Here is a 26,501-nt window from a genome sequence, read left to right as displayed (position 1 = left end):
GGGCCATGCCCGAGCCGCGCACCGTCATGATTGTCAGCGACCACACCGGCCTGACGGCTGAGAACATCGCCCGCGCGCTGCTGGCGCATTTTCCGGCCCAGCCGCTGCTGTACCTGCGCCGGCCCTTCACGGCGGACGTGGCGGCCGCGCAGGCGGTTCACCGCGAGGTCTGCGCGCTGGCTGACCGGGGCGAGCGACCCCTGGTCTTTACCACGGTGACCCGCGCTGATGTGCTGGCCGAGTTGCAGCTGTGCCCGGCCGAGGTCTTTGACCTGCTGGGGCCGGGGCTGGGGGTTCTGGAGCGTGAATTTGGGATGCCCGCTGTGCGCGAGGTGGGCCGTCACCACGACATGCACGACAGCGAGGCTTACCTGTCGCGCATGGACGCCCTGGACTTCGCCCTGGCCACGGACGACGGCGTGGGCGACCGGCAATACGGGCTGTCCGACGTGATTCTGGTGGGGGTATCGCGCGCGGGCAAGACGCCGACCAGCCTCTTTCTGGCGCTGCAACACGGCGTGCGGGCCAGCAACTACCCGCTGGCCGAGGATGACTTTGAACGCACCGGGCTGCCGCTGCCGCTGGAACCGTGGCGTGCCAAGTTGCACGGCCTGACCATTGACCCGCGCCGGCTGCACGCCATTCGCACCCAGCGCAAGGCCGGGAGCCGCTACGCCAGCCTGGAACAGTGCGAGCACGAAGTCCGCCGGGCCGAGCGGCTGTTTCAGCGCGCCGGGATTCCGGTGCGCGACACCACCACCGCCAGCGTGGAAGAGATTGCTGCTGGCATCCTGAATACTCTGCGCCGCCGCTAAACCAAAACGGAGGAGCCAGGCACGTGGCCTGGCCCCCAGCAGCGAGAACAAGAAGACGAAGAAGACGAAAAGAAATTGATAGACGGTAGATTCTCGCCGCCAGCGTGGAGGGGTAAGGGAAAGCAGAGGTGCCTTAGGGCAGGCGGACAGCGACTGGACTTCCGCCCGTGATGCAGCAGTCGGCGGTCTGCAGGGCCGTGGTAGACGCTGTGGGTATCAGCAGGATGAAGGCAAGGGGCAAAGCGCGGCGAAGAAGGGTCTTCATGTGAGGAAACCTCCGGGTCTGTTGACCTGCGCGCAGTGTGCCCTAGAAGCGGTTAACCGCCAGACAATGTGTCATAGGGCGGAAATCGTCTTGCTGGGCGGGCTGGTCCGTCCGGGGTGTTCTTGGAAGCGCCTCTGGGTTCAAGAGGGTTGCCTTTGACGACCCTGAAGTCTGGATGTCTGTTGAGCAAATTGCCTCAAAGTACCTGGCAGGCGGCTTCTGCTTTGTCGCTTTGCCCCCCTACAGGGCGCCTGATTTCTTCCTCTGGGCCGTGCTCTGCCGGCCTGAGAAGAGGCTGAGCGCATAGCCCGGATAACATCCAGGGTCCTGGCAAATCCTTCAGCTGGGTCTGGCGGGCGCCTGGGCTGAGCGCAATTTGGCGCGAAGTGGTTAACTCCTCATCCCTAGAAAGTCACCTATCTGCAACGGGTGTGGCTGTCTGGATGGTCCCTAGCTGCCTCGCCGCCTTCCTGAGAAGCCTCTACCTATCCCAGTTCCTGGCGCAGGGCGCGGGCGTAGCCTTCGCGGGCGTGGCGCGCCAGGTAGGGCTGGCCCGCCTGCTCATAGGCCGCGGCGGCGGCCTGCCACGCCGATTCAAACAGGGGGTTGATTCGGGCGCCATGCAGGTAGGCGCGCGCCGCCTGCCCCGGCTTGGTGGCCTGCAGCTGCGCCCCCAGCGTCATGGCCAGCGACTGGGCCTGAGCTTCCAGGGTCTCACGCTGCTGTGAGGCCCATTCCGTATCGGTGCCAGGCAGAAATGGGCCCGCGTAACGGTCCAGCGTGGTCAGTATCTGGTCGGCGCTCTGGGGCCGTTCCATGAGGGCCAGGGCGTCGCACTGTACGTTCAGGCGTTCGGACAGCCGGTACAGGCCCCCCACATGCGGCACCGGGTCGGCTCCGGCGGGCAGGTGGGGGCGCAGGGCCGCGCGCAGGGCGTGCAGCGCCTGCTTGAAGTACGAACCGAGTTCACGGCGCGCTTCGCCGTTCCAGAGCGCAGTCATCAGGGTGTCGCGGCTGGCGGGACCATGTAGCAGCAGGTAGGCGAGCAGTTCGCGCGCCTTGGTCAGGCGGATATGCAGCGGCTGACCATTCAGGGTCACGGCAAAGCCGCCCAGCGTCTGCACGTTCAGGGTGGGGCGCAGGTGCCGCGCCAGGCGCTCGGCCGACCGGCCCCCAATGCCGCGCTCAGCACAGGCGGCGTACAGCGGGGCCAGGCGGCCCGCGTCAATGGTCAGGGCCAGTTCGCCGCCCACATGTTCCAGCGCGCGTCGCAGGTCCGCGCTGGCGCTGTCCAGGTCCTCGCCCGCCGCCCAGCGGCCGTAAGCCAGAAAGGCCGAGGCGCGCAGGCGAAAGCCGTCCAGCAGCGCCACACCGGCCACGACCTGCTCAAAAGCCGCGCGCGCTGCCTCCAGCTGTCCTGCCTCAAAGGCCAGCAGGCCGGTGTAAAAGGCCCGCGTAACGTGGTCAAAATCCTGGGTGGGGTGCAGGGCCTCAATGCGCCGCTCGAAATCGGCCCAGTCCAGCCGCCCCAGCCGCCACAGGCACTCGGCGCTGAAGGCCCGCGCCGGCACGTCCAGCCGGTCACTGGCGTGGCGCTGCTGCGCGGTGTGCACCTGCTCCAGGTGGCTCAGCGCCTGCTCAAACTGTTCGCCCAGCAGATGCATCTCGGCGCAGATCAGGTGCGCGACGCCCGCGCGCGGGTCGTCCAGGCGCGCCGTCATGGCGATCACCTCGGCTGTCATGGTCAGCGCCTCGTCGGCGCGGCCCCGGAAATACAGGCGGTAGGCCAGGTCCAGCCGCAGTGACAGGCCCTCGCTGCCAATGCCCAGCAGGTCAAAGAGGCGCAGGGCCTCGCGCGCCTGGCGGTCCTGCGCCGCAAAGTCGTCCAGCGCCGCGCTGACTCCCTGGGCAAAGTACAGCGCCCTGGCACGTGAGCGCAGCTCTGAGGGCGGCACCTCGCGCAGCAGCGCCGCCATGATGGGCTGGGCGGCCCCGGCGCGGCCCAGTTCCACCAGTGCCCGGGCCTGCGAGCAGCGCAGCCACCAGCGGGTGAACTCGTCGGGCCGGGCGGCCAGACCGCGCTCGGCCTGCGCTAAGCGGGCCTGTGGGTCGCGGCGGGTGCCGGCCAGCAGACTCAGGCCCAGGTAGATGCGCGCGTCGGGGGTGGGGTGACCCAGGGCAGTCAGCAGTTGCAGCTCGGCGCGGTCGGTCTGGCCGGTTTGCAGCAGCGCCAGCGCCCACTGGCCCTGCGTGCGTGGGGTGGGCCGGGCGCCGCGCAGCCGCCGCTCGACCCGCTCGAAGTGGCCCTGACGCTCTAGCAGATCGGTGCTGGGCGGGGCAGGCTCCGGCGCCGCTGGGGCCCGCCCCAGGTTGAGGCGCACGTACCACTCGCCCGCCCGGCTCAGGGTGACCTGGCCCCCACGGGCGCCGCCCTGGGTCTGCGCCGCCTGGGCCAGCAGATGCCGCTGGTAGTTGCCCAGCCGGGTGGGCAGCGTGACTCGGCCGCGCACGGTCCACAGGCTGACCTGGCCCGCCGGGGTCACGCGCAGGCTGCGGGCGTCCAGCCAGTACGACTGGGTTTTCAGGCCGCCGCGCGACCAGTGCCGCGCGCGCTCGACCTCGGCGGCCACGGCGCGGCGGGTGCCGTGGGGCAACGCCGCCGCGCCCTCCAGGGTGGCCGCCAGTGTGTCGGCCGGCACGCCAGGTTGCTGCCGGGCCAGCACCAGCAGGCGGTTGGCCACCTGACCCACCAGGGTCCGGGTGGCGGCCAGGGCCGCTTGGGTGTCGGGGTCAGTCAGCAGGGTCAGGCGCACAGCAAGAAATCCTTGACTTTCTAAGGGGGGCTTGGGACCAAGTTCTTCCTCTGCTTATCAGATTTTTGCCTCCGGGGATGTGGTCTGTCACCCGAGGGCAGGAGGGGAGGGTGAGGCCGTGACAAAGACAGCACCCCCAGATCTCGCGTGATGGGGGTGCTGCCTTCTGATTCAGGTCTGGGCTGGAGACCTTCCAGTCGCCTGCCCTGGTTTATACAGACTCCGATTGAATCGTTTGCACAAACGATTCAATCCGAGCGGAGCGAGAAGGAGCAAAACGGGTTCCGGGCGTGGAGTTTGCAAATCGGTCCTGTTCCGATTTGTAAACGAAACAGACGGAATCCGTATTACTTCTTGGGCTCGTCGGCCACCTGGCCCACCACGCCGGGGGCCACCCAGGCCATGTTGTTCAGCTCGGCGACCGTCGCCACCTTGCCGGCCGCCACGCGCAGGATGCCGTTGCGGTCTTTCAGGGGACCCGTGAAGGGGTCGAACTTGCCGCCCTTCTGCATCTCGGCGCTCAGCTGAGTCACGCGGTCATAGACGCTGACTTTCTTGCCGCTGACCGTGACGCTCTTGGCCTTCAGGGCGCCCACCCACTTGGGGTTAATCGCCATGCCGTCCTGTGCGCCCAGTTCGACGCTGCCGCCGCGCAGCAGGTTCCAGTAGTCCACGTTTTGCAGGTTTTTGGCCGTGTAGGTGCCGGTGCGCACCTTGCTCAGAAAGTCAATGTAAATCTTGTCCCAGTGCACCAGCTGCCCGCTGACCACGTAGTCGGGCGCGAATTTGTACATGGGCGAATAGTGGGCAAAGCTGGGAATCTTGCGGCTGGCCGCCGTTTGCACCACTGTGGCGGTGTCCTCGGTAAAGGCCAGGGCGCCGGCCCCCTCACTGATGAGCGCCTCGGCGGCCTCGCGGGCCTTGTTGGGGTCAAACCAGGCGTTGATCCACTTGACGCTGACCGTGGCCTTGGGGTTGACGGCGCGGGCGCCCAGGGCAAAGGCGCTGATGTGGCGCTTGAGTTCGGGGACCGGAAAGGCCGCCACGTAGCCGAGTTTGTCGCTCTTGCTGACTGCGGCGGCCATCATGCCGTTCAGGTAGTACAGCTGATAAAAGTCGGCCATATAGGTTGCCATGTTGGGCGCGCGCTTGAAGCCGCTGGCGTGGGCAAAAATTACGTTGGGGTACTTCTTGGCGGCGTCCAGGGTCTGGTCCATGAAGCCGAACGAGGTGGTAAAGATCACCTTGCAGCTATCTTTGACCAGACGGTCAATCACAGGCGCCGCCTGGCCCTCGGGCACGCTCTCCACGTATTTGGTGTCCAGCCAGGGCAGGGCCTTCATGGCCTTTTTGCGCGCTTCGTCGTGGGCGTAACTCCAGCCGATGTCGCCCACCGGCCCCACGTAGATAAAGCAGGCCTTCAGTTTGGCCCCCTGCTGGGCCTGGGCGGCGGGCACGGCCGCTGTGAACAGCAGAGCCAGAGACAGGGGCGCGGCGGCGAGCAGCAATTTTTTCATGGTGAGACCTCCGGAGATGCTGGGGCCCCCTCGGCCCCCTGGACCTTTATTGTGCCTTTAGTTGTGGCCGGGTGCCTGCCCCTGTCTGGTACCCCGGCTGACAGTAGGGGTCAACCAATTGGTGCCAAGCTGCGTATACCTGAAAAGAGGAGGGCCCCATGACTGACCCGCAGACCCCTGACGACGCCCAACCACAGGACCAGCAGCGCCGGATCCTGACGCCGGGCAGCGACCTGAACCCGCGCCGCGAGTTTTTGCGCAGCGCCACCCTGTTTACCGTGACGGCGGGCGCGCTCGGCGGCGGCCTGGAACTGCTGACCCGCCGCCCCGGTGCGGGCAGCGCCGAGGCCCAGAGTGCCGACCCCTTTGCCCGCCCGGCCCGCCCGCTGGGCCCCTACGACACCAAAGAGGCTGTCACGCCCTACGGGCAGGCGACGACCTACAACAACTTTTACGAACTGGGGCTGGACAAGGCCGACCCGGCGCGGCTGGCGGCCAGCTTAAAGCCCCGGCCCTGGACCGTGCGCCTGGACGGCGAGGTCCGCAAGCCTCAGACCGTCGATATAGACACGCTGCAGTCGTGGTTTCCCCTGGAAGACCGCATCTACCGCATGCGCTGTGTCGAGGGCTGGAGCATGGTCATGCCCTGGCTGGGGTTTCCCCTGGCCGCCCTGATCCGGCGCATGGAGCCGACCAGCAAGGCCAAGTACGTGCAGTTCACGGCGCTGCTGGACCCCAAGCAGTTGCCCGGCCAGCGGCAGGCGGTGCTGAAGTGGCCGTATGTAGAGGGCCTGCGGCTGGACGAGGCGCTGCATCCTCTCGCCTTCATGGCGGTGGGCCTGCATGGGCGCGTCTTGCCGGGCCAGAACGGCGCGCCGCTGCGCCTGGCGGTGCCCTGGAAGTACGGCTTTAAGGGCATCAAGAGCATCGTCCGCATTACCCTGACCTCAACGCAGCCTCAGACCACCTGGGCGCTGGCCGCCCCCAGCGAATACGGCTTTTACGCCAACGTCAACCCAGCCGTGCCGCACCCCCGCTGGAGCCAGGCCACCGAGCGGCGTATCGGTGAACTGGGCCGTCGCAAGACCCTGCCCTTTAACGGCTATGCCGATCAGGTGGCGAGTCTGTACAAGGGCATGGACCTGAGGAAGTATTTCTGAGCGCACGGCCTGGCCGGCGTTCCCTGAGCTGGCTGGTGCCGGCGGTGACGGCGGGGGGCCTGCTGCCTGCAGCGGTGCTGGTGGCCGACGCCCTGAGCGGCGCGCTGGGCGCCAACCCGATTCAGCGGGCCACCTTCCAGACGGGGCTCCTGGCCCTAACCCTGCTGGTGCTGTCTCTGGCCTGCACGCCGCTGCGCCTGCTGACCGGCTGGACGTGGCCCGCCCGGCTTCGCAAGACCCTGGGTCTGCTGGCGTTTGGGTACGCCGCGCTGCACTTCCTGATTTACCTGTTTGACCACGGCTTCAGCCTGACCCTGATGACCGAGGACGTGCTGGAGCGGCCCTTTGTCACGGCGGGCTTCACGGCCTTGCTGCTGCTGGTTCCTCTGGCCCTGACCAGCACCCCGCGCGCGGTGCGGCGGCTGGGCTTCGCCCGCTGGACCCGACTGCACCAGTTGGCGTATGTCTCGGTCAGTCTGGCGGGCCTGCACTATTACTGGGGCGTGAAAAAAGACCACACATCGCCGCTGATTTACGCGGGGGTCATTGCGGCACTGTTCCTGGTGCGTCTGCTGCGGCGTCCGGCGGCCACCCGGCCACGGAGGGTCCGGGCCGAACCTGCGCCGCGCGCTCCACGCTGACCCGCTAGCCTGAGGCCCAGATGTTGCTTTCTCCCCTGCTGCTGACCGCTGTCCTGACGCCGCCGGCCCTAGTGGTGCAGGTGGCGGCGGTGCCTGGACTGGCCCTGAGTGCGCAGGCGCCCTCTACTGTGACGGTCACCGCCAACGGCAAGAGTCAGGTGCTGGCGTTGTCTGGCCCCCCTGACCCAGCCCACCCAGAAGCGCTGGCCCGTGTGCGTGACTTGCCCGTCAGCTTGCCGTCTGCTCACACTGGCCCCGTGACGGTCAGCGTGAAGCTGTTCCTCTGCGACAGGGCGCGTGGCCTGTGCACCGTGCAGGAGCAGAGCCGCCGGGTGATGCTGACGCCTGGCCGTCCTGTGACGGTGACCTTTACCCCCAGGTCAGCGCGCCAGAGGTAGGGCAGAGGCTAGAGCCCTCAGCGGCTTGGCGGTAGACCACTCGTGGACGGGCGGACTTGCTGCCCTGCGCCGCAGAGTAGGGCGCTTTCTCACCAGTTGACTCGCTGAGCAAAGAAAAGACAATAGCCCTGAAGTTGGGCAAGTCTGGCAAAGTTGGAGGAGTTCTGCCCTCAGAAAAGGTCTGTCTCAGACGCTTTTCTGCTCCATCGGCAAGGCCCCAGCCCTGTTTCTGTAACGCTCTAGGGCCGTTTTGCCCTACCGCGCGAGTCTCCAATCCACTCCGCTGCGAGCGTTAGCCGTGGTGCTTTCTATTTGTCCCCGAGCAGGCTTCTGCAAGAGAGGAGGCCGTCCTCAGCTGGTCTAAGCTAACTGGGTCTGTAAATTGCGCAGCAGCACGGGTATCTGTCTCAGACAATGGCTAGACTTGGCGGGTCTGCTCTTGCCTTTCAGTGCATCGGTGTGCTGCCGCTAGACCTTCTTGAGGGCGCTCTCGGTGTGGGCGGCCAGGCGGCCATCAGCCAGTTCGACGATATACCGGGGGTCGTCGCGCGACGCGCGGTATTCAAAGCCGCCCACCTCGCCGTCCTCGTGGGCCACGCGCACCACCTTGCCCTCGGCGTGACCGCCGTGACTGTTCCACCGCACCCGGTCTCCAGTTTTGAGCGTCATGGGGGCAGCGTAGGCGGCTGGTCGGTCTGGGGGATGACCGGGCTGTTCGGGCAATCTTTAGCGCTCGCCGCGCACGTAGGGGCGGCCCAGGGCAGCGGGGGCGTCGCCAGCCTGCCCCCGCACCCCGGCCACAGCCAGCACCACCAGCACCAGCACGAACGGCATGGCGCTCCAGACTTCACTGGGTACGGCGCTGACCCCCTGAAGCCGGAATTGCAGGGCGTATAGCAGCCCAAAAAACAGGGCGCCGGCCACCGCCCGCAGCGGCCGCCAGCCCACAAAGATCACCAGGGCCACCGCAATCCAGCCCAGCCCGGCGGTCATGTTGTCGGCCCACGAAGAGCGGTAGGACAGGGCCAGGAAGGCCCCCGCCAGCCCGGCCAGCGCGCCGCCGCCCAGTACCGCCAGCACGCGCACCAGGCCCACGTTGACCCCCAGAACGTCGGCGGCGGCGGGGTTCTCGCCCACCGAGCGCAGGGTCAGGCCTGTGCGGGTGGCGGCCAGCCAGAACGCCAGCAGCGCGGCCAGGCCCAGCGCCGCCAGAGTAAAGGGGCTGAGGGCAAAGCCTCCCACAGTCCAGTCCGGCACCTTGTTAAACAGGGGCAGCCCCTCAAAGCGCTTGCCCAGCAGGCCCGCTGCCCCCGTGCCGATGAGGGCCAGGGCTAGCCCACTGACAAACTGGTTGGCGCGCAGGGTGACCGTAGCCAGGGCGTGCAGCCCAGCCAGCGCCGCGCCCGCCAGCAGGGCCGCGCCCACCGCCAGCCACAGGTTGGCGTCTGGGGCTGAGGCCGCCACGGCAAAGGCGGCCAGGGCGCCCACAGCCATCACGCCTTCCAGACCCAGATTCACCACTCCGGCCCGCTCGTTCAGGATGGCCCCCAGGCAGGCCAGCAGCAGCGGGGTGCCCACCGCCAGCGCGCGGGGCAAGGTGTCAAGCAGGGCGTTGTCCATCAGGAGAACCTCAGGGGGTGTGTGGGATGTGGGGTGTAGGGCGCGGCGCAAGAAAGGCTCAGGAGGCAGGGCGCGGGGCACAGTGACCGGACCTTGCGGCTACCTGGTGCCTGGGCTTTTAGCCTTATGCTTTCAGCCATCTGCCTGCTCATGCCCGGCCCCACACGACGCGGTGCCGCACGAATACCTCGCCGGCAATCAGGCACAGCAGGATGACGCCGCTAAAGATGTCCACAACGCGGTAGGGCAGGTTCAGGTCAATTTTCAGGAGGTCGCCGCCCGCCAGAATGACGCCCATCAGGGGCGCCGTGACCAGGCACAGGGCCGGGTGGCCGCGCGCCAGCCACGCCACGATCACGGCCGTAAAGCCGTAGCCCAGGCTGACCTGCCCAGCTTCCAGCAGGCGGTGGTGGATGCCCGCCACCTCGCCCGCTCCGGCCAGGCCCGCCAGGCCGCCGGTCAGCAGGGCGACCAACGTGGCCACCCGCGCGCTGCTCAGGCCCGCGTAGCGCGCCGCGCCGGGGTTCTCGCCCACCACCCGCAGGGCGTAGCCAAACGTGGAGCGGCTGAGCAGCCACTGAAGGCCCAGCGCCAGCGCCACGCCCAGCCCCAGCGTCGGCCAGTGCACCTGCGTGCCGCCCAGGGTGGGCAGCCAGCCGGCCGGCACAAAGGTGTCGGTATAGATGTAGCCGCGCACGTCCTTGCCTTTCCACGGCCCGGCAATCAGGTAGGTGACCAGGGCGACCGCCACGTAATTGAGCATCAGCGTGGACAGGATTTCGTTGACATTCAGGCGCCGCAGCCCCGCTGCCAGCAGCGCCCACAGCCCGCCGCCCAGAAAACCGCCCGCGAACATGGCTGGCAGCAGCAGTGGGCCCGGCAGCGGCACGAACAGGGCGGTCCCCGCCGCCAGCACCGCGCCCAGCAGGAGTTGTCCCTCGGCGCCAATGTTAAAGAACTGCGCCCGGAAGGCCAGCGCCAGCCCCGCACCAATCAGCAGCAGCGGAATGGTGCGCCGCCCGACCTCGGCCAGGCCGCCCGCCTCGCCCAGGGTGCCGCGCAGCATGGTGCTGTAGACCTCGGCAGGCGACTGCCCAGCCAGCACGAACACCAGCGCGCACAGCAGCAGGGCGACCACCACCGACCCCAGCGTGACCAGCGCCGCGCGGGTGGCCGAGGGCGCGGCCAGAGGCACGAACCTCATGCGCCGGCCCCTGGCGCAGCCACGCCCTGCCCGGCACCCGGCAGGCTGTGGGGATGGGCGCCGCCCATCAGCAGGCCCAGGGACTCGCGGGTGACCTCGGCCACCGGGAACGGCCCCAGCAGCGCGCCGCCCACCATGACCCCCACCCGGTCAGACAGGCTGAGCAGTTCATCCAGGTCCTCGCTGACCAGCAGCACGCCGGCCCCCTCCCCGGTGCGGTCCAGCAGCGCGCGGTGAACCTGGTCGGCCGCGCCGATGTCCAGTCCGTAAGTGGGATGAACGGCCAAGATAACCAGCGGCGCCCCGGCCAGTTCGCGCGCCAGGATGAGTTTCTGGATGTTGCCTCCGCTGAGCAGGCGCACCGGCGTATGGATGCTGGGGGTGGCCACGGCGTACGCCTCTACGTCGCGCCGGGCGCGTTCGCCCTCGGCGGCGAGGTTGCGCGCCAGGCCACGGGCCAGCGGCGCGCGGTCGTAGTCCCGCAGCGAGAGGTTCTCGGCCACCGTCATGCTGGGCACTGTGCCGCTGTGCAGGCGGTCTTCAGGGATGTGGGCCACGCCAGCACGTGAGCGTTCGGCGGCACTGCCGCTGAGCGGCTGACCATTCAGGCTGACCTCGCCTGTGGCGGGCCACACCCCGGCCAGCACCTCCACCAGTTCACTCTGACCGTTGCCTGCAATGCCGGCCACGCCCAGCACCTCGCCTCGGCGCAGGTCAAAGGAGACGCCGCGCAGGGCTGGCAGCCCGCGTGTGCCCTGCGCGTCCAGGCCACGGACGCTCAGCAGTGGGTCGGTTGACCCGGCCCCTGGCGCCCGCTTGCGCGTGAAGTCCACGGCGCGGCCCACCATCAGGGCGGCCAGGCTCTCGCGGGTGGCGCCGGCAGTGGGCACGCCGCCCACCACCTGGCCTTTGCGTAATACGGTCACCCGGTCGGCTACGTCCAGCACCTCGTCCAGCTTGTGAGAAATGAAAATCAGGCTGCGGCCCCCCGCGCGCAGTTCGCGCATCACACGGAACAGGCCCTGGGCTTCTTGCGGGGTCAGGACGCTGGTAGGTTCGTCCAGAATCAGGACCTGCGCGCCGCCCAGCAGCGCCCGGATGATTTCCACGCGCTGTTTCTCGCCGGGCGACAGGTCCGCCACGCGGGCGCCGGGGTCTACCTCCAAGCCGTACTGGGCCGACAGTGCCCGGATGTGCCCGGCCACCCGCCGCGCGGGAAACAGGCCGCCCGCGCGGCCCAGCGCCAGATTCTCGGCCACGGTATGCCGCGCCACCAACAGGGGATGCTGCGGCACCAGCCCGATGCCCAGCCGTCGCGCCTGCGCCGGGCTGCCGATGCACACGGCGCGGCCGGTGACCTCAATGTGGCCCTCATCGGGCTGGTACAGGCCATACAGCATGGAGATCAGGGTGCTTTTGCCTGCGCCGTTCTCGCCCAGCAGGGCTAGCACCTCGCCCGGCTGCACCGTCAGGTCCACCCGGTCATTGGCCACCACGCCTGGAAAGCGTTTGGTGACGCCCCGCAGGCGCAGGGCGGGCGGCGCGGTGTCGGGTGGGGGAGGCGGCGCTCCAGAGTCGGTCACCGGGTCATCGTGGCACAGCTGGCCGTCCAGCGTGGCAGTTAGGGCAGGCAAGGGCGCACGGAGGGGCAATCTAGATGTCATCCGCCTGAAGTTGGGGAGCAGTGTCGTAGCGGGAACCGGCAGACGGTTTGGGGTTGATCTTTTGGCGGCCGTCCCTTGGGGTGAGCAGGCCCGCCTCAGCACCTGCCAGCAGGTCGAGCCAAGTGGCTTCGGAGTGCAGGACAGCTTCGCAGGCGAGGGCAGGCGCACGGCGAGTTCGTGGGCGTGGAAGTGAACAAACCGTGCTTCTCCGCAGGGTTTACGACCAGACAGAACTCGCCAGAAGAGCCGGCTGCTTCTGTTAGTCTTCAGACACTCCACAACTTTGTAAGAAACCGGGCGTTATCCTCCAAGCAACGCCGCAGTGCTCTGTATCCTCCGTCTTCCACTCTGGATTTCTCTGCTCTGGCCCAGGAGCGACGTGACATGACACACAACCCGTTTCGCTACCTTCTGAATGACCTGAGTGACCAACCTGGCCCCTACCGCCTGCATCCTTTAACGGGGCCAGTAAATCTGCGGCAGCTGCCCGAGCGCGTGGACGCCTTCACCCTGAGTGGTCCGGCCGGCACAGAAACCTTCGTGATTCACGGCCCCCGTGCTTTTGGCCGGGGTGGCAGTTTTAACCTGCTTTCGCCGTCCCACCGCCACCTGCTGCTTCAGACCGTGGCGCACACCACCCTCTGCGCCGATGAATATCTGGGCCTGCACCCCGAACTGAATGACGCGGGCTTTACCCTGACGCGCGGCCAGGTGAGCCAGTGTTCCTCGGAGCGGCTGACCCCTCTGTGCGCCCGGCACCCTGATGGGCGGGTGCTGTGGTTTCACGAACTGCTGCGCCAGCCGTTCGGGTTGCCTCTGGAGCAGTACGTGCATTATGGCGCCGTGCGCCTGGCGGCTCTGCGGCACCACGAGCCCGCCAGCACCGTGACGCTCATGGCCCAGAGTGACGAGGCGCTGCGGGCACAGGGGCTGACCCCGGACACCTTGCCCGCGCTGCTGATGGTCAGTGCCTGGCTGCTGCGCTCCGAGGCTCTGGAAGCGCTGCTGGACGGCGAGATTCCCGACGCCCAGTGGCTGCCGCCCAGCGATTTCGAGTGGCATCCGGTGGCCTATCAGCAGCTGCATCTGAGCCTGACCCGCAGTGACCTGCGGCAGCAACCGCCACCATTTCTGCTGGCCCAGCCGGCATAGCGCCCTGGGCACGGCAGAGCAGGCAATTCGGGGTCGCCCACTGGCTCTTTGGGAGGACCACCCAGCTTTCTCCTGGGTTTGACCGCTCTATACCGCTGAGGCGCGTGGGCCTGCGAAGCTATAAGCAGGGCGAGGCTCTGCGGCCAGCCAGCGGCCTTTGTGGAACGGCTGGTGACGCGCTCCCGTCATTGAGGCAAAAGAGTGTTAGGGGCAGAGCGGAAAAAATTTCTCTTCTGGACCGAGAGCAGCCCAGGACCGTTGCCCAGCCGCACACGCTAGTAATCTGGCAAAGCACAGAGAAGCGGCGCTACGACTCTTTTCGTCTGGCGCCGCTTCTCTGTGTTCAAACTTGCTTTTGAACTGCCCTCTTTAGTACAGAGACGCTCCGCTGGGAAAGGGCACCACGTCGGCCAGGCCGTCCGGGTCCAGGCGCACGATAAAGCCAGCGTCCTCGCGGTAAGCCATTCCGCTGTCTACAGCCAGGCACAGGCGCCCGGCATACGGAATCGGGGCGCCGGCGCCCAGCGTGGGACCGTGCAGATGCTCGTCCAGTAGGATGTAAACCGGCGTGTGGCCGTGGACAATGCGTGCGCCGCCAAAGGTGTCGAGCATTCGCCGCGCCTTGGCCTCGCCGCCGCCCAGCACGAACACGAAGCGCTCGGTAAAGGCGTTCATAAAGACGCCCCAGTCGTCGGGGTTGGGGTGGGCCATCACCGCCTTCACGCTGGCGTTGACGTCTTCTATGGTGCTGCCCATCTTCAGGTACACTGTGCTGTCGGCGTGAACGAGCAGCCACTCGCCCACGCGCAACATGGCAGGCCGCTCGGAGAGCCAGCCCATCTCACTGGGTTCCAGCTGATCGGCGTCTCTGGGCTGGCCACCGTTGTCCAGCCAGTATTCGCGGAAGCCCAGGCGGTCGTGGGGGTCGCCCTGCCGGAACACCAGGGCCGCCAGAAACATGACTTCGTGGTTGCCCAGCAGGGCGCTGACCAGGCCGCCCGCATCGCGCGCCTGGTTTTCAAGGTTGCGAATCAGGCGAATCACGCCCACGCCATTGGGGCCACGGTCCACGTAATCGCCCAGAAAGACCAGATGGGCGTCGCCGCCTGTCCAGCGGTCAGAAAAGTCAATCAGGCCGGCCCGCAGCAGCAGGGCGCGCACCTTGTCATAGGCTCCGTGGATATCGCCCACCACCCACAGCGGTCTCACGCGGCCGCCGGGGGCCGGGACAGGGCGCTCATGGGTGCCTCCTGCGGGGTGCAGGGTGGCCGGGGGCCGCGCAGATCATGCCGAAGTGTACCGTTCGGCGGCGGTCTCAAAGAGAGTCTCCCTCGCCAGTCTCTGGGTCCAGGTCGCTCTCGGCCTCGCCCTGCGGTAGGGTCCGCAGCTTGGTCATGCGTTCAGTGATGTCTTCCTGGATGCGCCGCACGTTGCTTTCCAGACCCAGGCGCGCGGCGTCCAGCTGGTGGCGCAGCCGCATGATTTCTTCCACGCCTGCCAGATTGACGCCCAGTTCCTGGGTCAGGCGGCGAATCTCGCGCAGGTGGTCAATGTCGCGCTCGCTGTACAGCCGGGTTTTGCCGCTGGAGCGCCCCGGCCGGATAAGCTGTTTGCGTTCGTAGAGCCGCAGGGTCTGGGGGTGCATGTCCACCAGTTCGGCGGCGATAGAAATCACGTAGACCGGCCGGTCGCGGGGGTCCAGGCGACCGCCCTCGGCGGGCAGGGCCTCGGGGCGCCTGGCCTGCTCGCGCAGCTCGCCCTCAATGCGCTCAATCTCGGCCTCGAACTCGCCCTGAAGGTCGTCCAGTTCGTGTTGCAGGCGCATGACTTCTTCCACACCTGCCAGGTTGACGCCCAGTTCCTGAGTCAGGCGGCGGATTTCGCGCAGGTGCTCGATGTCGCGTTCGCTGTACAGCCGGGTCTTGCCGCTAGAGCGCCCCGGCCGAATCAGGCCCTTGCGCTCGTACAGCCGCAGGGTCTGGGGGTGCATGTCCACCAGTTCCGCCGCCACGGAGATGACGTATACGGGCCGATGTTTGGCGTCAGAGGGCATAACGTCCCTTGAGTATACCGGAGGCAGTGTTTATGAAACCGTGAAGCGGCAGAGGCCTGAGTCAGGGGGCGCAGGTTGATTGAGGAGGGGAGAAGAGCAGGGAGGAGCCTGGACCCCTTTGATGTGTGCCAACTCCGCCCAGAGCGGCTTGCCCGGCTGAACATCATGGGCCTGAAGTCGCGCCGAGCCTCCCCCAACGTTCCGGCAGTTCACGCCTTCAGATTGCCGGGCACCTTCCCTCTTCGCCCTCTCTGGGTCAGGGTTGGACACCCGTTCTGGTTCACCCCTTATAGTCGCCCTATGACCACTGCTGACCTGAGTGCGCTGCTCAACCGCGAGCAGGCCGACGCCGAACTCTTTGACCTCCTGCGAATTGCCAGCGTCAGCGCCGACCCCACCCGCAAGGCCGAGATGGGCCAGGCCGCCGAGTTTCTGCGGGCCAAGTTGGCGGGCCTGGGCTTTGCTGCGCGTGTGGACGCCACCGCCGGCCATCCCGTTGTATACGCCGAGCACCTGAAGGCGCCGGGCAAGCCCACCGTCCTGATTTACGGGCACTATGACGTGCAGCCCGAGGCGCCGCTGGAAGAGTGGGTGACGCCGCCCTTCCAGCCCACGGTCAGGAACGGCCGTATCTATGCACGCGGCAGCACCGATGACAAGGGCCAGGCCTACGCCCACGTCAAGGGCGCCGAGCTGCTGCTGTCGCAGGGAGACCTGCCTGTCAACGTGAAGTTCCTGCTGGAAGGCGAGGAAGAGATTGGCAGCCCCAACCTCGAAGCCTACTTGCAGGCCCACCAGGCCGAACTGGCCGCCGACGTGATTGTTATCAGCGACGGCAGCCGCTTTGCGCCTGAGATGCCCACCATTACCTACGGGGTGCGCGGCCTGAGCTACGTGGAGATTCACGTTCAGGGGGCCAACCGCGACCTGCACAGCGGCAGCTACGGCGGCGCGGCGCCCAACCCGATTAACGCGCTGGCCGAAATCATCACCCGCCTTAAGGATGACCAGGGCCGCGTCACCATTCCTGGGTTCTACGACGGTATTGACGAACTGACCGCCGAGGAGCGCGGGATGTGGGCCAGCCTTCCCCACAGCGATGAGGAGTTTGCCGGCAGCATCGGTGTGCCCGCGCTGCCCGGCGAGGAGGGGTATTCCACCCTGGAGCGCCTGTGGGGCCGCCCCACCCTGGACGTGAACGGCATCTGGGGCGGTTACCAGGGCGAGGGCAGCAAGACCGTGATCGCCGCCAAAGCGGGCGCCAAGGTCAGCATGCGCCTGGTGCCCGGCCAGGACCCCGAGCGGATTACGAGGCTGATTTCCGACTACGTTCCGACCATCGCGCCGGCAGGCGTAACGGCCAGGGTGGTGCCGCACCACGGCGGCAAACCCTTCAAGTTTGACCTGAACAGCCCCTACAACCAGGCCGCCAACCGCGCCCTGAAGCGCGTCTATGGCCGCGAGGCCGTGTTTGCCCGCACGGGCGGCAGCATTCCGATTGTGGCCGCCTTTGCCGACATCCTGCGCGCGCCGGTGCTGTTTGTAGACATGGGCCTGAACGAGGACGCCCCGCACAGCCCCAACGAGAGCTTCGCTGTGCAGGACTACCACAACGGGATTCTGACGAGCGCCTATCTGCTTGAGGAGCTAGGCCAGTGAGTAGCGAGTGGTTGGTGGAAAGTGGAGAGTGTGCGCTGTTGGCCACTTCCTCCTTTCCACTGCCCACTTCCGGCGCGGAGCGCCTATGAACCTCGCCTTTCTCGCCTCACACGGCGGCAGCGCGGCGCGGCAACTCGTGACCACGTGTCAGCGCGGCGAACTGGCCGCCACGCCCGCCGCGCTGGTCAGCAACAACAGCCGCAGTCCCGCTCTGGCGTGGGCGCAGGCGGCGGGCTTGCAGACCGCCCACCTCAGCAGCGCCCGGTACCCTGACCCCGACGAACTGGACGCGGCGATCCTGGCGTTTCTGGTGGGCGCCGGGGCCGACACGCTGGTCCTCAGCGGCTATATGCGGGAAATCGGGCCGCGCGTGCTGACCCACTTTTCCGGGCGGCTGCTCAACATCCACCCCAGCCTCTTGCCGCGGCACGGCGGGCGCGGCATGTACGGCGACCGCGTGCATGAAAGCGTGCTGGCCGCTGGGGACAGCGAAAGCGGCGCGACAGTGCATCTGGTCACGGCCGGCATCGATGAGGGGCCGGTGCTGGCCCAGGCGCGCGTGCCAGTGCAGCCCGGCGATACGCTGGACAGCCTTAAAGCCCGCGTGCAGGCCATTGAAGGCGACCTGATGCTGCGTGCAGTGCAGGGCCTGGCGGCGCAGGGTGCCCTGTCACCCACATGAAGCGCAAGGTCTTTGACCTGCGGCCCTGGTCCCGCGCTGTGCGCCACAGTCAGAGCGTGGTGCGCGTGCTTGGTCACGTCATCGTGGATTTCACCGCCCACGAGGTCGCACGGCCTCAGGACGTGCCCTTTGGTGACCAGACGGTGAGGATTCTGGACCACGGCTTCCGCTGGGTGCGCGTTCACCCCACAGGCAGCGGCGAAGGCGTGCCGGGCAGCGCCCTGAGCGCCATGCTGGACGGGAGCGGCCTCCCCCGGCAACTCTATGTGGACCTGCACGGCGGTGAAGGCGTGGGCGAGAATGGGCTGCCGTGGCACGACGACCTCTATCTGGATGTGATTGGCAACTGGGTGGTGGGGGAGACCGGGCACGGCAGAGTGACCGAGGCGCACATCATTGATGGTGAGGATTTGCAGGCAGCGGTGGCCGCCGAGCTGGTGACAGAGGCGCAGGCCGAGGCCACCTGGACCCACGCCCGGCAGATCAGGGCCGAACTGCTGGCCGGCACCTACGCACCCCTTATGGTGCTGCGGCGGTATCTGGAAGACCCTTACACCTGAATGCAGCCGTAGTCGGGCCGGGCCGTGGCACCTCTGAGGGTGCGGTGTCCCGGCCCGCTTGTTCTCACTAGAAAGGATTCTCAAGACTTGGAGTCAACTGCCCTAGCCAATGGTGAAATCCGAACAGACCGTGGAGACGGCAGGCTGCCGAACTCAGGGGAGTGTGCGAGCCTGCTCCGCGTTGCTGTCGGGGCTATGGTCCGGCCCGCCGCCCCGGCCCCGGTCGCCACCCTGATTGGCGTTGCCCTACCCCTGGCCGCGTTCGTTGCCAGGGCCGCCCTCCACGTGGGGCGGGGTGTCGTCCTCGCGGTATCGGGCGCCGCCACTGGGCTGCTGCTGGTTGCCGATCTGCTGGTGGCCCTCGCCCTGGCCCCGGTTGTCGTCTCTGTCGGTGCCGTTGCGGTCATTGTCTGCTATGGCCAAGCCTGACCCACCTCCGGGCAAGAAGCGTGCGACCTGACTAAAGATCAGGTCGTTCTTGTCTTCGGCTGAGCTGGTCTGCGGCCTCCGCTATACTTGGACCCAGTTCAAAATCTGGTGTTCTCCTGGAGGTTTTTGCATGACCCAAACTGCTGCTCTCCCCGCCTTTGCTGTTCAGGCTGTTAAAAAAGCCCTGCACGATATCCCCATGAACGCCACCGTAGGCGTGCAGATTACCGGTGTGGGCGTGGGCTGGGCCACTGGCGAGGCGCCGGAAACCGCGCCGTTTCATAACCACCTGGGCACCATCCATGCGGGCGTGCAGTTTCTGCTGGCCGAGGCGGTCAGTGGCGCGGCTTTTGCGGGCGCTTTTGCCGCGCAGCTGATGACGGCTGTACCCCTGATTGAAAAGCTGGAAACCCATTATGTGGGCCGCGCCCAGGGCGACCTGACGGCCCGTGCTGAGGCGGCTGACCCCGCCGCCCTGCCCCAGGCTCACGCCGACTTCGCGCGCGAGGGCAAGGCCCGCCTGGTGCTGAATATCAGTGTGCAGGACGGCGAAAACAAGGAAGTCATGCGCGCTGTGGCTCACTGGTACATCCGCGCCCGACCTCAGCAGGGGTAGGCAGAAGCGCCGAAGCCTTGCTTCCCCGGGGTGTTCCTCATGCTGAGGACTGTGAACGGCGCAGTGCGGATTTCTGACAATGGGAGGCCGTTGCCTGGAGAGGGCAGGGCGCCGGCTCACCTTCTGCGTCGCGGCTTCGCCGGCAGGCCTGGCCCAGAGCCCCGAGGGATACTTCGGCGTCGCGCTGGGTTTCACTCTTTCGCTCTGCGGACAGCACTGGCAAATGTGCCAGTGTCTTTGCTGGCCTGATCTCCAGGCCGGCTGCGTCCTCCTGTCGTGCTGTCTGCTGGGCGCCGCGCCCCCCTCTTGTTGTCCCGCTGCTGTTTCGTATTAGCCTGCGCGCATGACTGCGCTGCTGCTGCTGGATCACGTTGCGATCGCCACCCCTGACCTGGACGCTGGGGCCGCACCTTACGTGGCGCTGGGCCTGAAAGCCGAGGGGCCCGACGAGGAGGTGCCCACCCAGGGCGTGCGGGTGCGCGTCTATCAGGTGGGCGATACCCTAATTGAACTACTAATGCCCACCCGGCCTGACAGTCCTATCGCGGCTTTTCTGGAGAAAAAGGGGCCGGGCCTGCACCACACGGCCTATCGCGTGGCCGATCTGAACGCCGAGATGGCCCGCCTGGGTGCAGAGGGCGCCCGTTTCTTGCAGGCGGTCCCGGTCCCGGGCCGGGCCGGATCGCGGGTGGCCTTTTTGCACCCCAAGTGGGGCCAGGGCACCCTGATTGAACTGGTGGAACACCCGCAGGGCGGGGGCCACCCTTGACCCGCCGCGCCCGCCCGCTGTGGTGGGGGCCGGCGCTGGCGCTGATGGCGGCCATCTGGTATTTCAGCGCGCAGCCGCAGACACCCGGCCCTCGCCTGGTGCATCCGCTGGACTGGGGGGTGCATTTTCTGGTGTACCTGGCCTTGGGCTTTGCGCTGGGGCGGGCCACGGGGCGGCCGGGGTTGGCCTGGGTGCTGGCCGCGTGGTTTGGGGCGCTGGACGAAGTGCACCAGGCCTTCGTGCCGCCGCGCGAGGCAGGGGTGACCGACTGGCTATTTGACATCACCGGCACGTGGCTGGGCAGCCGGGCGGGCGCGGGGCGAGAGGAGGCCGGAACCGAAGAGCCATACGCCTGAACCAAGTGGAGGGGCTAACGGTTTAGAGGAGAGCTGCCTTTTCGGCCCTCGCCTGCTGCACGCGCCGCCTGAGCTGCTCGGCATTGAACGCCGACACCCGGAGGCTCAATTCCTGGTGCTGGTGGTGATTCAGGCTTTCCAGCAGCGCCTTTTCCGACTGCAACAGGTCAAGGCGCCCTTGCCCGTTGGCCTGGAAGGTTTCAAAGGCCGCCGCCAGCGTCTGAAGGGCGGCGTGTTGGCCGGCGTCATGCAGCGCGCGAACGGTGATGAGGAGCTGTTCTTGCCCCTGCACCCACCGTTCAAGCTGAGCGCGCGTCAGCCCTAGGCCGCCCTCTGCGTCGTCCATCTCGGCGCAGGAGTACAGGAACGGGTGCAGCAGGGGCATATCCAGAGGCGTACCGGTGTCTTCCCACACCGCTTCCAGTTCGCGCAGTTGACAGTACGTCTCTAGCCCGTCCTCAGCCCGGAGGTCGTCAAGGTGGGCCAGCGCCCACCTCAGCCGCACGACCTGCCACTCTCTGAGGGCAAAAAACCTCGGCCAGTTCTCTCCGTCGGCCAGGCGCTGAAGCAGGTCCCGCACCTCTGCTCTGGGCGTGTCACTGCGGGAAGACACCAGTTCAGAGAGCAGCATCAGCTCGTCATCAGAGGCCGCCAGCAGCCGGTCCTCTGCCAAAGCCGCCAGCTCCTGAACGGTCATCCACCTGTCGGCCCACCCCAGTAAAATGGCCGACCAGCTGAGGGCCTGAGGAAAGGGCTTCACATGCTGAGCATAGGCGTTCACTCCCTGCGTCGCCCCCATATGTGCGGGCCTCCAGATCAGAGCTGAACCTGGCATTCCCTGGCCAGGACCCGTTTGAAAGGCAAATCGGTCGCCTTCTCTAGTCGCTTTTCCCACGTCCTACACCCCACGGTCCACACACCCTTTTCACCTCTTCTGAAGCCTGAGCGCAGGGTTGCAGTTTTGTCAGAGGCGGCCCCCTAAGCTGACCCGCATGACCACCCTGCCCCCACCCCCCGCGCACGCCAGCCACGCGGCGGCGCTTCAGGCGGCCCTGACCCAGCTGGAAGGGGTGATTCTGGGCAAGGGGCCGCAGCTTCGTCTGGCGCTGAGCTGTCTGCTGGCGCGCGGACACCTCCTGATTGAGGACCAGCCAGGGGTGGGGAAAACCACGCTGGCGCAGGCATTGGCCCGCACCTGTGGCCTGCATTTCCGCCGCGTTCAGTTCACGGCCGACCTCTTGCCCGCCGACCTGACGGGCGTGTCGGTCTGGGACGCTCCCAGCGCGTCGTTCCGCTTTCTGGAAGGGCCCGTGTTCAGCGAGCTTCTGCTGGCCGACGAGATTAACCGGGCTACGCCCCGTACCCAGGGGGCGCTGCTGGAGGCGATGGAAGAGCGTCAGGTCTCTGAAGGGGGCGTGACCCGGCCACTGCCCAGCCCCTTTTTCGTGATTGCCACCCAGAACCCGGCGGCCTTCGTGGGCACCAGCCCCCTGCCCGAGGCGCAGTTGGACCGCTTTCTGATGACCGTCACCCTGGGGTACCCCGACCCGCGCGCCGAACGGCAACTGCTCGAAACGGGAGGGCGCAGCATCTCGGTGCGCGACCTGCCGGCCGTCCTGAGTGCGCCGGCGCTGCTGGCTATGCAGGCCGAGGTGGACCGGGTTCACGCTGCCGCCCCACTGCTGGACTACGTGCAGGTGCTGGCGCGCGCCACCCGCGAACACCCGGCCCTCTCGGCGGGCCTCAGTCCCCGTGGCCTGCTGGCGCTTCTGTCGGCGGCGCGGGCCTGGGCGTACCTGGCCGGGCGCGTCATGGTGCTGCCCGAGGACGTGCAGGCGGTGTTTCCGGCGCTGGCGGCCCACCGCCTGACCCTGCGTGATCCATCCGTGTCGGTGGCCGGCATCCTGCGCGGTGTCCTGGCCGACACGCCGATTCCTTAGGGCGGCTGGCATGCGCGCGCCGCCTCTTGCTCTGCGGCCCACCGGGTTTGGGCTGGCCTTCTTGCTGGTCATTCTGCTCACCCTGATTGGCTGCGTGAACTACGGCCTCAGTCTGGGGTACGGCCTGACCTTTCTACTGGGCGGTGTCTGGGTCATGACCGCCACCCAGGCCCTGCGGGCGGCGCGGGGCGTCCGGGTGTCGCTGGCGCCGCCCGTGGCCGTCACGGCAGGCGGGCTGGCCGACTTCAGCGTGTCTTTCTCGGGCGGGGCTGAGGGCGTGCTGGCCCTGACCCTGCGGGGGGACGGCGCGCAGGCAGTGGGCGCGTGGCCGCTGAGTGGCGGCGTGTCGAGCGGCACGCTCTCTGTGCCGGCCCGGCACCGTGGCCCCCTGAGCGTGGAAGGCGCGCTGCGCGTCTCTGACCGGCTGGGGCTGTGGCGGGTGGCCCTGCCCGCCCCCGACCCTCAGACGGTCCTCGTTCATCCAGCGGCCGAACAGGGCGCCCCGCCGGCCCCCACCCGCACCGTGGCGGGCAGCGGCGACGGCGCCCAGCGCACACGCGGTGACGAGGAATTTGCAGGGCTGCGGCCCTACGCCCCCGGCGACTCGCCCCGGCAGGTGTCGTGGCGGCATGTGGCGCGCACCGGCACCCTGCTGACCCGCGAAACGGACGCGCCGCAGGGCCGCGCCCGCCTGCTGGACTGGGCCGATACGGCGGGCGACCCCGAGGCCCGCCTCTCGCGCCTGAGTGCCTGGGTTACCGAGCTGACGGCGGCTGGCTTGCCCTTCGCCCTTCACCTGCCCGGTGCCCGCCTGCCGGTGGACAGCGGCGAGGCACACGCCCTGGCGGCTCGCCGGACACTGGCGCTGCACGCGCCCTTTCCGCAGGCCGTTACCCCACCGCGTCGCCCGGGCCTGGCCCTCACCGCTGCTCCGGCCCGGTCCCTGTCTCTGGCCCAGGCGCTGGCTCTGCGCGGCACGCTGCTGGCCCTGGCAGTCACCCTGGCGCCCACGGCCCTGCGCGCCCCGGTCTGGCTCACGGCCCTGGTGGCCGCGCTGCTGGCCCACGCCGCGTGGCGCACCCGCCCCACCCGGCCGGGGACGCAGCCCCTGGCCCCGCTGCCGACCTGGCTGCTGGGCCTGCTGGCTGTGGCCGGCGGCGCCGCCCTGAACGCGGTTTACGGCACCCTGCTGGGCCGCGACGCAGGGACGGCCTTTCTGGCGCTGCTGGTGGCCCTCAAGACCGCCGAGAGCCGCGACGTGCGCGACGGTCGCCTGCTCATTCTGCTCGGCCTGTTCACGACCAGCACCCACTACTTTTTCAGCCAGGGGCCGCTGACCGCGCTGCATACACTGCTGTGTGCGGCCCTGCTGCTGGCCGCCGCGCCGGGGTGGACGGCGGCGGGCCTGACCCTCACACGGGCGGCGCTGCGCCGGGCCGGCGGCCTGCTGGCCCTGGCCGCGCCGCTGGCGGCCGCACTGTTCGTGCTGTTTCCGCGCCCCGAAGCGCCGCTGTGGCAGCTGCCGGTGCAGGGCCAGGCCACCACCGGCCTGTCAAGTGAGATTCGCGCCGGGGAATTTAGCAACCTCGCCCAGAGTGACGCGGTGGCCTTCCGCGCTGACTTTCAGGGCGAGCCGCCTGCCTCATCCGCCCGCTACTGGCGTGGCCCCGTGTACGAGGCCTACGACGGCGAAACCTGGCGTCAGGTGCGGGGCGGAGGCTCCCCCGCCAGCGTGGAGCCGACGGGCCCGGCCCAGGCGTACACCCTGACCCTGGAGCCCAGCGGGACGCCCTGGCTGCTGGCGCTGGACGTGCCCTCGCGTGTGCCGGACGGCGCGTCTATTACGGGCGCGTTTCAGGCGGTGACCTTTCGTCCCGTGACCACCCGGCGCCGGGTGGAGCTGGAAAGCCGCCCCGCCCGCCTGGGCCGCCAGGAAGATGCCAACCGCCTGGCCTTTAATCAGCTGCTGCCGAGTGGCCAGAGTCCGCGCGCCCGCGCCCTGGCCCAGACCTGGCAAGGCCTGGCCCCGGCCGCGCGCGTGGACGCCGCCCTGAACTTTCTGCGCCGGGGGGGCTTCACCTATACCCTGTCGCCGCCCACCCTGCCCGCGCAGGACCGGGTGGACGCTTTCCTGTTTGGGACCCGCACCGGCTTTTGCGAGCATTACGCCAGCGCCTTTGCCTTCCTGATGCGCGCCAGTGGCCTGAGCGCCCGCGTGGTGGGCGGCTATCAGGGCGGCGAGTCCAACGGCGACTACCTGATTATTCGCCAGCGCGACGCGCACGCCTGGACCGAGGTCTGGCTGCCCGGTCAGGGCTGGGTGCGGGTGGACCCCACGGCGGCCATCGCCCCCGCGCGGCTGAGTGCCGGGGTGCAGACGGCCCTCACGCAGCCCCTGGCCACGGCGGCGCTGCCTCCTGGCCCCCTGGCCCAGCTGCGGCTGCGGCTGGACACGTTGCAAAACCGCTGGAACGACCTCGTGGTGGACTATGACGGCGAGCGCCAGAGCGATCTGCTGACCCGCGCGGGACTGGGTGGCGTGGGCCAACCAGCGTATCTGATCCTGCTGCCGGTGGTGGTGGCGCTGACCCTGCTGCCCGCCCTGCTGGTGCTGCGGCGCCGGGGGCGCCCGGCAGACCCGGCCGCCGGGGCCCTGCATGATCTGAGCGCGCGTCTGCGCCTGCCACGCGCCCCCGGCGAAACCGCCGCCGACTACACCGCCCGCGTGTCCCAGGCCCGCCCGGACCTGGCCGAGCCGCTGGGCCGGGTGCTGCTGGCCTACCACGCTGCCCGCTACGCCCCTGGCGACCCGGCAGGGGCCCTACGTGACCTGAAAGCGGCGGTGCGCCAGGTGCGGCGGTAAAGGAGGAGGCTCACCGTCTTTTCCGGCGGGCCTCCCTTAGCATGGAAGGCGTGAATGTCCAGAAGCTTTTCCTTGCGGTCATTGCCGGGTGTTCGTCGGCCCTGATCGCCTACAGCGCCCTGTATGTGCGCGGCGACCTGGGCGGCGTCATGGCCTACCTGCGGGCGCGCGGGGCGCTGCGCCGCCTGCGCGAAACGGGCACGGAGGCCGAGGTCACGGCCGCCCAGGCCCAGCTTCACGCGCTGGGCGAGCGGGTGGGTGACCCTGCCTTTGCCGCCAGCCTGATTCCGCTGGCGCTGCTGCTGGGCGCAGTCGTGGCTTATCTGGTGTGGCGCACCTTTGCGCGCCGTGAACTGGGCAGTGCCCGCCCCGACGTGCAGGAGCGCATGGTGTACCGCCTGGCGCACCGCCGCGGAGGCCGTTTTACCCTGGACGACTTACGGGCCGCCAGCCCCCTGAATGACGAGCAGGCGCGCGCGGTCACGGCCCACCTGCTTGACCTGGGCCGGCTGACCCGCGACGGCGAGGGGTTCCGGCTCTCATGACACCAGACCTGCTGGCCACGCTGCTGGATGAGGCCAACCAGGCTCCTGACCACAGCGTACGAGCAGCGCTGGCGAGGGCCGACGGCCAGCCTCACCCCCGGATTGCTGCGCTGGCCGCCCATCTGACAGCCGTGAAGCAGGACGTCTGGGCCGCCGTGTCGGCGGTCACTGGCACCACAGCGCCGCCTGCCGACGCCGGCCTGACCCGCCTGATGACCTGGGAAGTGGGGGCTGTCAGGGCGCTGCCGCTGGGCAGCCTCTCGCTCTCCGTGAATCATGCTGGCGCGACCTCCACGGTGGCCGAGCTGCTGCGTGCACTGGCCCGCCATACCCTCTGGCACGCTGGGCAGATGGCCGCCCTGGCCAACCGGCCCCGACTGGCCTGACATGCCCCAGGAGCAGCCCTTCCTGACTGACCCCAGCCCGGCGGGTGAGGCGGCGGGCGGCGCTGTTCCACCGGCGCTGTTTGATCTGGCGGTTAACCGCGCCCACGCGGCGCTGCGGGGCCTGCGTCCCACTCAGCCCGAGGCGACGCTGGCGGCCTGGCATGCCCGGACCCGTTTTGCCCGCCGCGTGTCACTGGAGGCTGTGAAGGCGGCGCTGGCGGCCGCTCCTGCGGGTGAAGGGGTGTGGCACTGGGCTGGAGGGGAAAGAGGAGACTGGCAACCCGGCCGCGCGCCGTTTCCGTAACAGGCCGCGAGGTGCTGGGCTGGAGGCAGGTTTGACTGTCTGGCGCGGCTATAGAAATGGCATGGGAATATTCCTGCTCATACGGAAAAA

The 26,501-nt window shown here is 68.3% G+C and carries 27 protein-coding genes; 16 read left to right on the top strand and 11 right to left on the bottom strand.

Annotated elements, in window-relative coordinates; translation table 11 throughout:
- The first annotated feature begins 5 nt into the window (after positions 1–5).
- Positions 6–815, top strand: coding sequence for a pyruvate, water dikinase regulatory protein (locus tag K7W42_RS02185; RefSeq protein ID WP_224571837.1), 810 nt, complete (start codon positions 6–8; stop codon positions 813–815).
- A 133-nt stretch (positions 816–948) separates the two neighbouring features.
- Here the strand turns inward: K7W42_RS02185 and K7W42_RS22835 are convergent, their stop codons facing one another.
- From K7W42_RS22835 to K7W42_RS02175, 3 genes are all read right to left on the bottom strand, one after another.
- Positions 949–1,080, bottom strand: a complete 132-nt coding sequence (locus K7W42_RS22835; RefSeq protein ID WP_255638901.1) for a hypothetical protein — start codon at positions 1,078–1,080, stop codon at positions 949–951.
- Between the two features lie 485 nt (positions 1,081–1,565).
- On the bottom strand, positions 1,566–3,893 hold the full coding sequence (locus K7W42_RS02180; protein ID WP_224571835.1) for an AfsR/SARP family transcriptional regulator: 2,328 nt from the start codon (positions 3,891–3,893) through the stop codon (positions 1,566–1,568).
- A 347-nt stretch (positions 3,894–4,240) separates the two neighbouring features.
- Positions 4,241–5,410 carry a BMP family ABC transporter substrate-binding protein gene (locus tag K7W42_RS02175; protein WP_224571832.1) on the bottom strand — a complete coding sequence of 390 codons (1,170 nt, stop codon included), beginning with the start codon at positions 5,408–5,410 and terminating at the stop codon, positions 4,241–4,243.
- Between the two features lie 158 nt (positions 5,411–5,568).
- Between K7W42_RS02175 and msrP the strand changes: the two genes are divergently transcribed.
- Genes msrP through K7W42_RS02160 form a run of 3 tightly spaced genes read left to right on the top strand, consistent with a single transcriptional unit; the run spans position 5,569 to position 7,609 of the window.
- On the top strand, positions 5,569–6,570 hold the full coding sequence (gene msrP, locus K7W42_RS02170) for a protein-methionine-sulfoxide reductase catalytic subunit MsrP (protein WP_224571830.1): 1,002 nt from the start codon (positions 5,569–5,571) through the stop codon (positions 6,568–6,570).
- Positions 6,567–7,211 carry a protein-methionine-sulfoxide reductase heme-binding subunit MsrQ gene (gene msrQ / locus K7W42_RS02165; protein WP_500786053.1) on the top strand — a complete coding sequence of 215 codons (645 nt, stop codon included), beginning with the start codon at positions 6,567–6,569 and terminating at the stop codon, positions 7,209–7,211. Before msrP ends, msrQ begins: the two co-directional genes overlap by 4 nt.
- Before the next feature lie 20 nt (positions 7,212–7,231).
- Positions 7,232–7,609, top strand: a complete 378-nt coding sequence (locus K7W42_RS02160) for a hypothetical protein (protein ID WP_224571826.1) — start codon at positions 7,232–7,234, stop codon at positions 7,607–7,609.
- Between the two features lie 468 nt (positions 7,610–8,077).
- Here the strand turns inward: K7W42_RS02160 and K7W42_RS02155 are convergent, their stop codons facing one another.
- The 4 genes from K7W42_RS02155 to K7W42_RS02140 form a co-directional block, all read right to left on the bottom strand.
- Positions 8,078–8,278, bottom strand: a complete 201-nt coding sequence (locus K7W42_RS02155; RefSeq protein WP_224571824.1) for a hypervirulence associated TUDOR domain-containing protein — start codon at positions 8,276–8,278, stop codon at positions 8,078–8,080.
- A gap of 57 nt (positions 8,279–8,335) precedes the next feature.
- Complete coding sequence (locus K7W42_RS02150) at positions 8,336–9,229, bottom strand: ABC transporter permease (protein WP_224571821.1); 894 nt, start codon at positions 9,227–9,229, stop codon at positions 8,336–8,338.
- A gap of 148 nt (positions 9,230–9,377) precedes the next feature.
- Positions 9,378–10,433 (bottom strand): ABC transporter permease, encoded by a 1,056-nt coding sequence (locus K7W42_RS02145; RefSeq protein ID WP_224571819.1) that lies wholly within the window; start codon positions 10,431–10,433, stop codon positions 9,378–9,380.
- The gene (locus tag K7W42_RS02140) at positions 10,430–12,067 is read right to left on the bottom strand and encodes an ABC transporter ATP-binding protein (protein WP_224571817.1); all 1,638 of its coding nucleotides are present in this window, start codon (positions 12,065–12,067) and stop codon (positions 10,430–10,432) included. Before K7W42_RS02140 ends, K7W42_RS02145 begins: the two co-directional genes overlap by 4 nt.
- 414 nt (positions 12,068–12,481) lie before the next feature.
- On the opposite strand from K7W42_RS02140, the gene K7W42_RS02135 reads away from it, so the two are divergent.
- A complete protein-coding gene (locus tag K7W42_RS02135; protein WP_157458177.1) occupies positions 12,482–13,249 on the top strand; it encodes a hypothetical protein in 768 nt (255 codons plus the stop codon).
- A gap of 369 nt (positions 13,250–13,618) precedes the next feature.
- On the opposite strand, the gene K7W42_RS02130 is transcribed toward K7W42_RS02135, so the two are convergent.
- A complete protein-coding gene (locus K7W42_RS02130; RefSeq protein WP_224571815.1) occupies positions 13,619–14,458 on the bottom strand; it encodes a metallophosphoesterase in 840 nt (279 codons plus the stop codon).
- A 106-nt stretch (positions 14,459–14,564) separates the two neighbouring features.
- The gene (gene hspR / locus K7W42_RS02125; RefSeq protein WP_224571812.1) at positions 14,565–15,302 is read right to left on the bottom strand and encodes a heat shock protein transcriptional repressor HspR, fused homodimer type; all 738 of its coding nucleotides are present in this window, start codon (positions 15,300–15,302) and stop codon (positions 14,565–14,567) included.
- Between the two features lie 300 nt (positions 15,303–15,602).
- On the opposite strand from hspR, the gene K7W42_RS02120 reads away from it, so the two are divergent.
- From K7W42_RS02120 to K7W42_RS02110, 3 genes are all read left to right on the top strand, one after another.
- Entirely contained in the window at positions 15,603–16,961 is a 1,359-nt protein-coding gene (locus K7W42_RS02120; protein ID WP_224571810.1) for a dipeptidase, read from the top strand.
- Positions 16,962–17,046: 85 nt separating this feature from the next.
- Positions 17,047–17,643, top strand: coding sequence for a phosphoribosylglycinamide formyltransferase (purN, locus tag K7W42_RS02115; protein ID WP_224571807.1), 597 nt, complete (start codon positions 17,047–17,049; stop codon positions 17,641–17,643).
- Positions 17,640–18,203 carry a DUF402 domain-containing protein gene (locus K7W42_RS02110; protein WP_224571804.1) on the top strand — a complete coding sequence of 188 codons (564 nt, stop codon included), beginning with the start codon at positions 17,640–17,642 and terminating at the stop codon, positions 18,201–18,203. Before purN ends, K7W42_RS02110 begins: the two co-directional genes overlap by 4 nt.
- Before the next feature lie 246 nt (positions 18,204–18,449).
- On the opposite strand, the gene K7W42_RS02105 is transcribed toward K7W42_RS02110, so the two are convergent.
- Positions 18,450–18,626 (bottom strand): hypothetical protein, encoded by a 177-nt coding sequence (locus tag K7W42_RS02105; RefSeq protein ID WP_224571803.1) that lies wholly within the window; start codon positions 18,624–18,626, stop codon positions 18,450–18,452.
- 136 nt (positions 18,627–18,762) lie between these two features.
- Between K7W42_RS02105 and K7W42_RS02100 the strand changes: the two genes are divergently transcribed.
- The 3 genes from K7W42_RS02100 to K7W42_RS02090 all read left to right on the top strand — a co-directional run bounded on the left by K7W42_RS02100 (position 18,763) and on the right by K7W42_RS02090 (position 20,373).
- Positions 18,763–19,248 (top strand): PaaI family thioesterase, encoded by a 486-nt coding sequence (locus K7W42_RS02100; protein WP_224571800.1) that lies wholly within the window; start codon positions 18,763–18,765, stop codon positions 19,246–19,248.
- Between the two features lie 343 nt (positions 19,249–19,591).
- Positions 19,592–20,017, top strand: coding sequence for a methylmalonyl-CoA epimerase (gene mce, locus K7W42_RS02095; protein ID WP_224571798.1), 426 nt, complete (start codon positions 19,592–19,594; stop codon positions 20,015–20,017).
- Complete coding sequence (locus K7W42_RS02090; protein WP_439648844.1) at positions 20,014–20,373, top strand: VanZ family protein; 360 nt, start codon at positions 20,014–20,016, stop codon at positions 20,371–20,373. The genes mce and K7W42_RS02090 overlap by 4 nt, the downstream gene beginning before the upstream one ends.
- A 22-nt stretch (positions 20,374–20,395) precedes the next feature.
- On the opposite strand, the gene K7W42_RS02085 is transcribed toward K7W42_RS02090, so the two are convergent.
- Positions 20,396–21,133 carry a DUF2247 family protein gene (locus K7W42_RS02085; protein WP_224571796.1) on the bottom strand — a complete coding sequence of 246 codons (738 nt, stop codon included), beginning with the start codon at positions 21,131–21,133 and terminating at the stop codon, positions 20,396–20,398.
- A 232-nt stretch (positions 21,134–21,365) separates the two neighbouring features.
- On the opposite strand from K7W42_RS02085, the gene K7W42_RS02080 reads away from it, so the two are divergent.
- Genes K7W42_RS02080 through K7W42_RS02060 form a run of 5 tightly spaced genes read left to right on the top strand, consistent with a single transcriptional unit; the run spans position 21,366 to position 26,411 of the window.
- A complete protein-coding gene (locus K7W42_RS02080; protein ID WP_224571794.1) occupies positions 21,366–22,313 on the top strand; it encodes an AAA family ATPase in 948 nt (315 codons plus the stop codon).
- A 10-nt stretch (positions 22,314–22,323) separates the two neighbouring features.
- Positions 22,324–25,176, top strand: coding sequence for a transglutaminaseTgpA domain-containing protein (locus tag K7W42_RS02075; protein WP_224571792.1), 2,853 nt, complete (start codon positions 22,324–22,326; stop codon positions 25,174–25,176).
- Positions 25,177–25,217: 41 nt separating this feature from the next.
- Positions 25,218–25,721, top strand: coding sequence for a hypothetical protein (locus tag K7W42_RS02070; RefSeq protein ID WP_224571790.1), 504 nt, complete (start codon positions 25,218–25,220; stop codon positions 25,719–25,721).
- Positions 25,718–26,107, top strand: a complete 390-nt coding sequence (locus K7W42_RS02065; RefSeq protein WP_224571788.1) for a hypothetical protein — start codon at positions 25,718–25,720, stop codon at positions 26,105–26,107. Before K7W42_RS02070 ends, K7W42_RS02065 begins: the two co-directional genes overlap by 4 nt.
- Before the next feature lies 1 nt (position 26,108).
- The gene (locus tag K7W42_RS02060) at positions 26,109–26,411 is read left to right on the top strand and encodes a hypothetical protein (protein WP_224571786.1); all 303 of its coding nucleotides are present in this window, start codon (positions 26,109–26,111) and stop codon (positions 26,409–26,411) included.
- Positions 26,412–26,501 lie beyond the last annotated feature (90 nt).

Source organism: Deinococcus betulae (genome assembly GCF_020166395.1).
Taxonomy (GTDB): domain Bacteria; phylum Deinococcota; class Deinococci; order Deinococcales; family Deinococcaceae; genus Deinococcus; species Deinococcus betulae.
This window is presented reverse-complemented; position numbering and strand designations above follow the sequence as displayed.

What these genes read in the sequence shown, in the direction of transcription:
- K7W42_RS02185 (WP_224571837.1), top strand. Translation starts at nt 6, where the DNA reads ATGCCCGAGCCGCGCACCGTCATGATTGTCAGCGACCACACCGGCCTG.
- K7W42_RS22835 (WP_255638901.1), bottom strand. Translation starts at nt 1,080, where the DNA reads ATGAAGACCCTTCTTCGCCGCGCTTTGCCCCTTGCCTTCATCCTGCTG.
- K7W42_RS02175 (WP_224571832.1), bottom strand. Translation starts at nt 5,410, where the DNA reads ATGAAAAAATTGCTGCTCGCCGCCGCGCCCCTGTCTCTGGCTCTGCTG.
- msrP (WP_224571830.1), top strand. Translation starts at nt 5,569, where the DNA reads ATGACTGACCCGCAGACCCCTGACGACGCCCAACCACAGGACCAGCAG.
- K7W42_RS02160 (WP_224571826.1), top strand. Translation starts at nt 7,232, where the DNA reads ATGTTGCTTTCTCCCCTGCTGCTGACCGCTGTCCTGACGCCGCCGGCC.
- K7W42_RS02155 (WP_224571824.1), bottom strand. Translation starts at nt 8,278, where the DNA reads ATGACGCTCAAAACTGGAGACCGGGTGCGGTGGAACAGTCACGGCGGT.
- K7W42_RS02150 (WP_224571821.1), bottom strand. Translation starts at nt 9,229, where the DNA reads ATGGACAACGCCCTGCTTGACACCTTGCCCCGCGCGCTGGCGGTGGGC.
- K7W42_RS02145 (WP_224571819.1), bottom strand. Translation starts at nt 10,433, where the DNA reads ATGAGGTTCGTGCCTCTGGCCGCGCCCTCGGCCACCCGCGCGGCGCTG.
- K7W42_RS02135 (WP_157458177.1), top strand. Translation starts at nt 12,482, where the DNA reads ATGACACACAACCCGTTTCGCTACCTTCTGAATGACCTGAGTGACCAA.
- hspR (WP_224571812.1), bottom strand. Translation starts at nt 15,302, where the DNA reads ATGCCCTCTGACGCCAAACATCGGCCCGTATACGTCATCTCCGTGGCG.
- K7W42_RS02120 (WP_224571810.1), top strand. Translation starts at nt 15,603, where the DNA reads ATGACCACTGCTGACCTGAGTGCGCTGCTCAACCGCGAGCAGGCCGAC.
- purN (WP_224571807.1), top strand. Translation starts at nt 17,047, where the DNA reads ATGAACCTCGCCTTTCTCGCCTCACACGGCGGCAGCGCGGCGCGGCAA.
- K7W42_RS02110 (WP_224571804.1), top strand. Translation starts at nt 17,640, where the DNA reads ATGAAGCGCAAGGTCTTTGACCTGCGGCCCTGGTCCCGCGCTGTGCGC.
- K7W42_RS02100 (WP_224571800.1), top strand. Translation starts at nt 18,763, where the DNA reads ATGACCCAAACTGCTGCTCTCCCCGCCTTTGCTGTTCAGGCTGTTAAA.
- mce (WP_224571798.1), top strand. Translation starts at nt 19,592, where the DNA reads ATGACTGCGCTGCTGCTGCTGGATCACGTTGCGATCGCCACCCCTGAC.
- K7W42_RS02080 (WP_224571794.1), top strand. Translation starts at nt 21,366, where the DNA reads ATGACCACCCTGCCCCCACCCCCCGCGCACGCCAGCCACGCGGCGGCG.
- K7W42_RS02075 (WP_224571792.1), top strand. Translation starts at nt 22,324, where the DNA reads ATGCGCGCGCCGCCTCTTGCTCTGCGGCCCACCGGGTTTGGGCTGGCC.
- K7W42_RS02070 (WP_224571790.1), top strand. Translation starts at nt 25,218, where the DNA reads ATGGAAGGCGTGAATGTCCAGAAGCTTTTCCTTGCGGTCATTGCCGGG.
- K7W42_RS02065 (WP_224571788.1), top strand. Translation starts at nt 25,718, where the DNA reads ATGACACCAGACCTGCTGGCCACGCTGCTGGATGAGGCCAACCAGGCT.
- K7W42_RS02060 (WP_224571786.1), top strand. Translation starts at nt 26,109, where the DNA reads ATGCCCCAGGAGCAGCCCTTCCTGACTGACCCCAGCCCGGCGGGTGAG.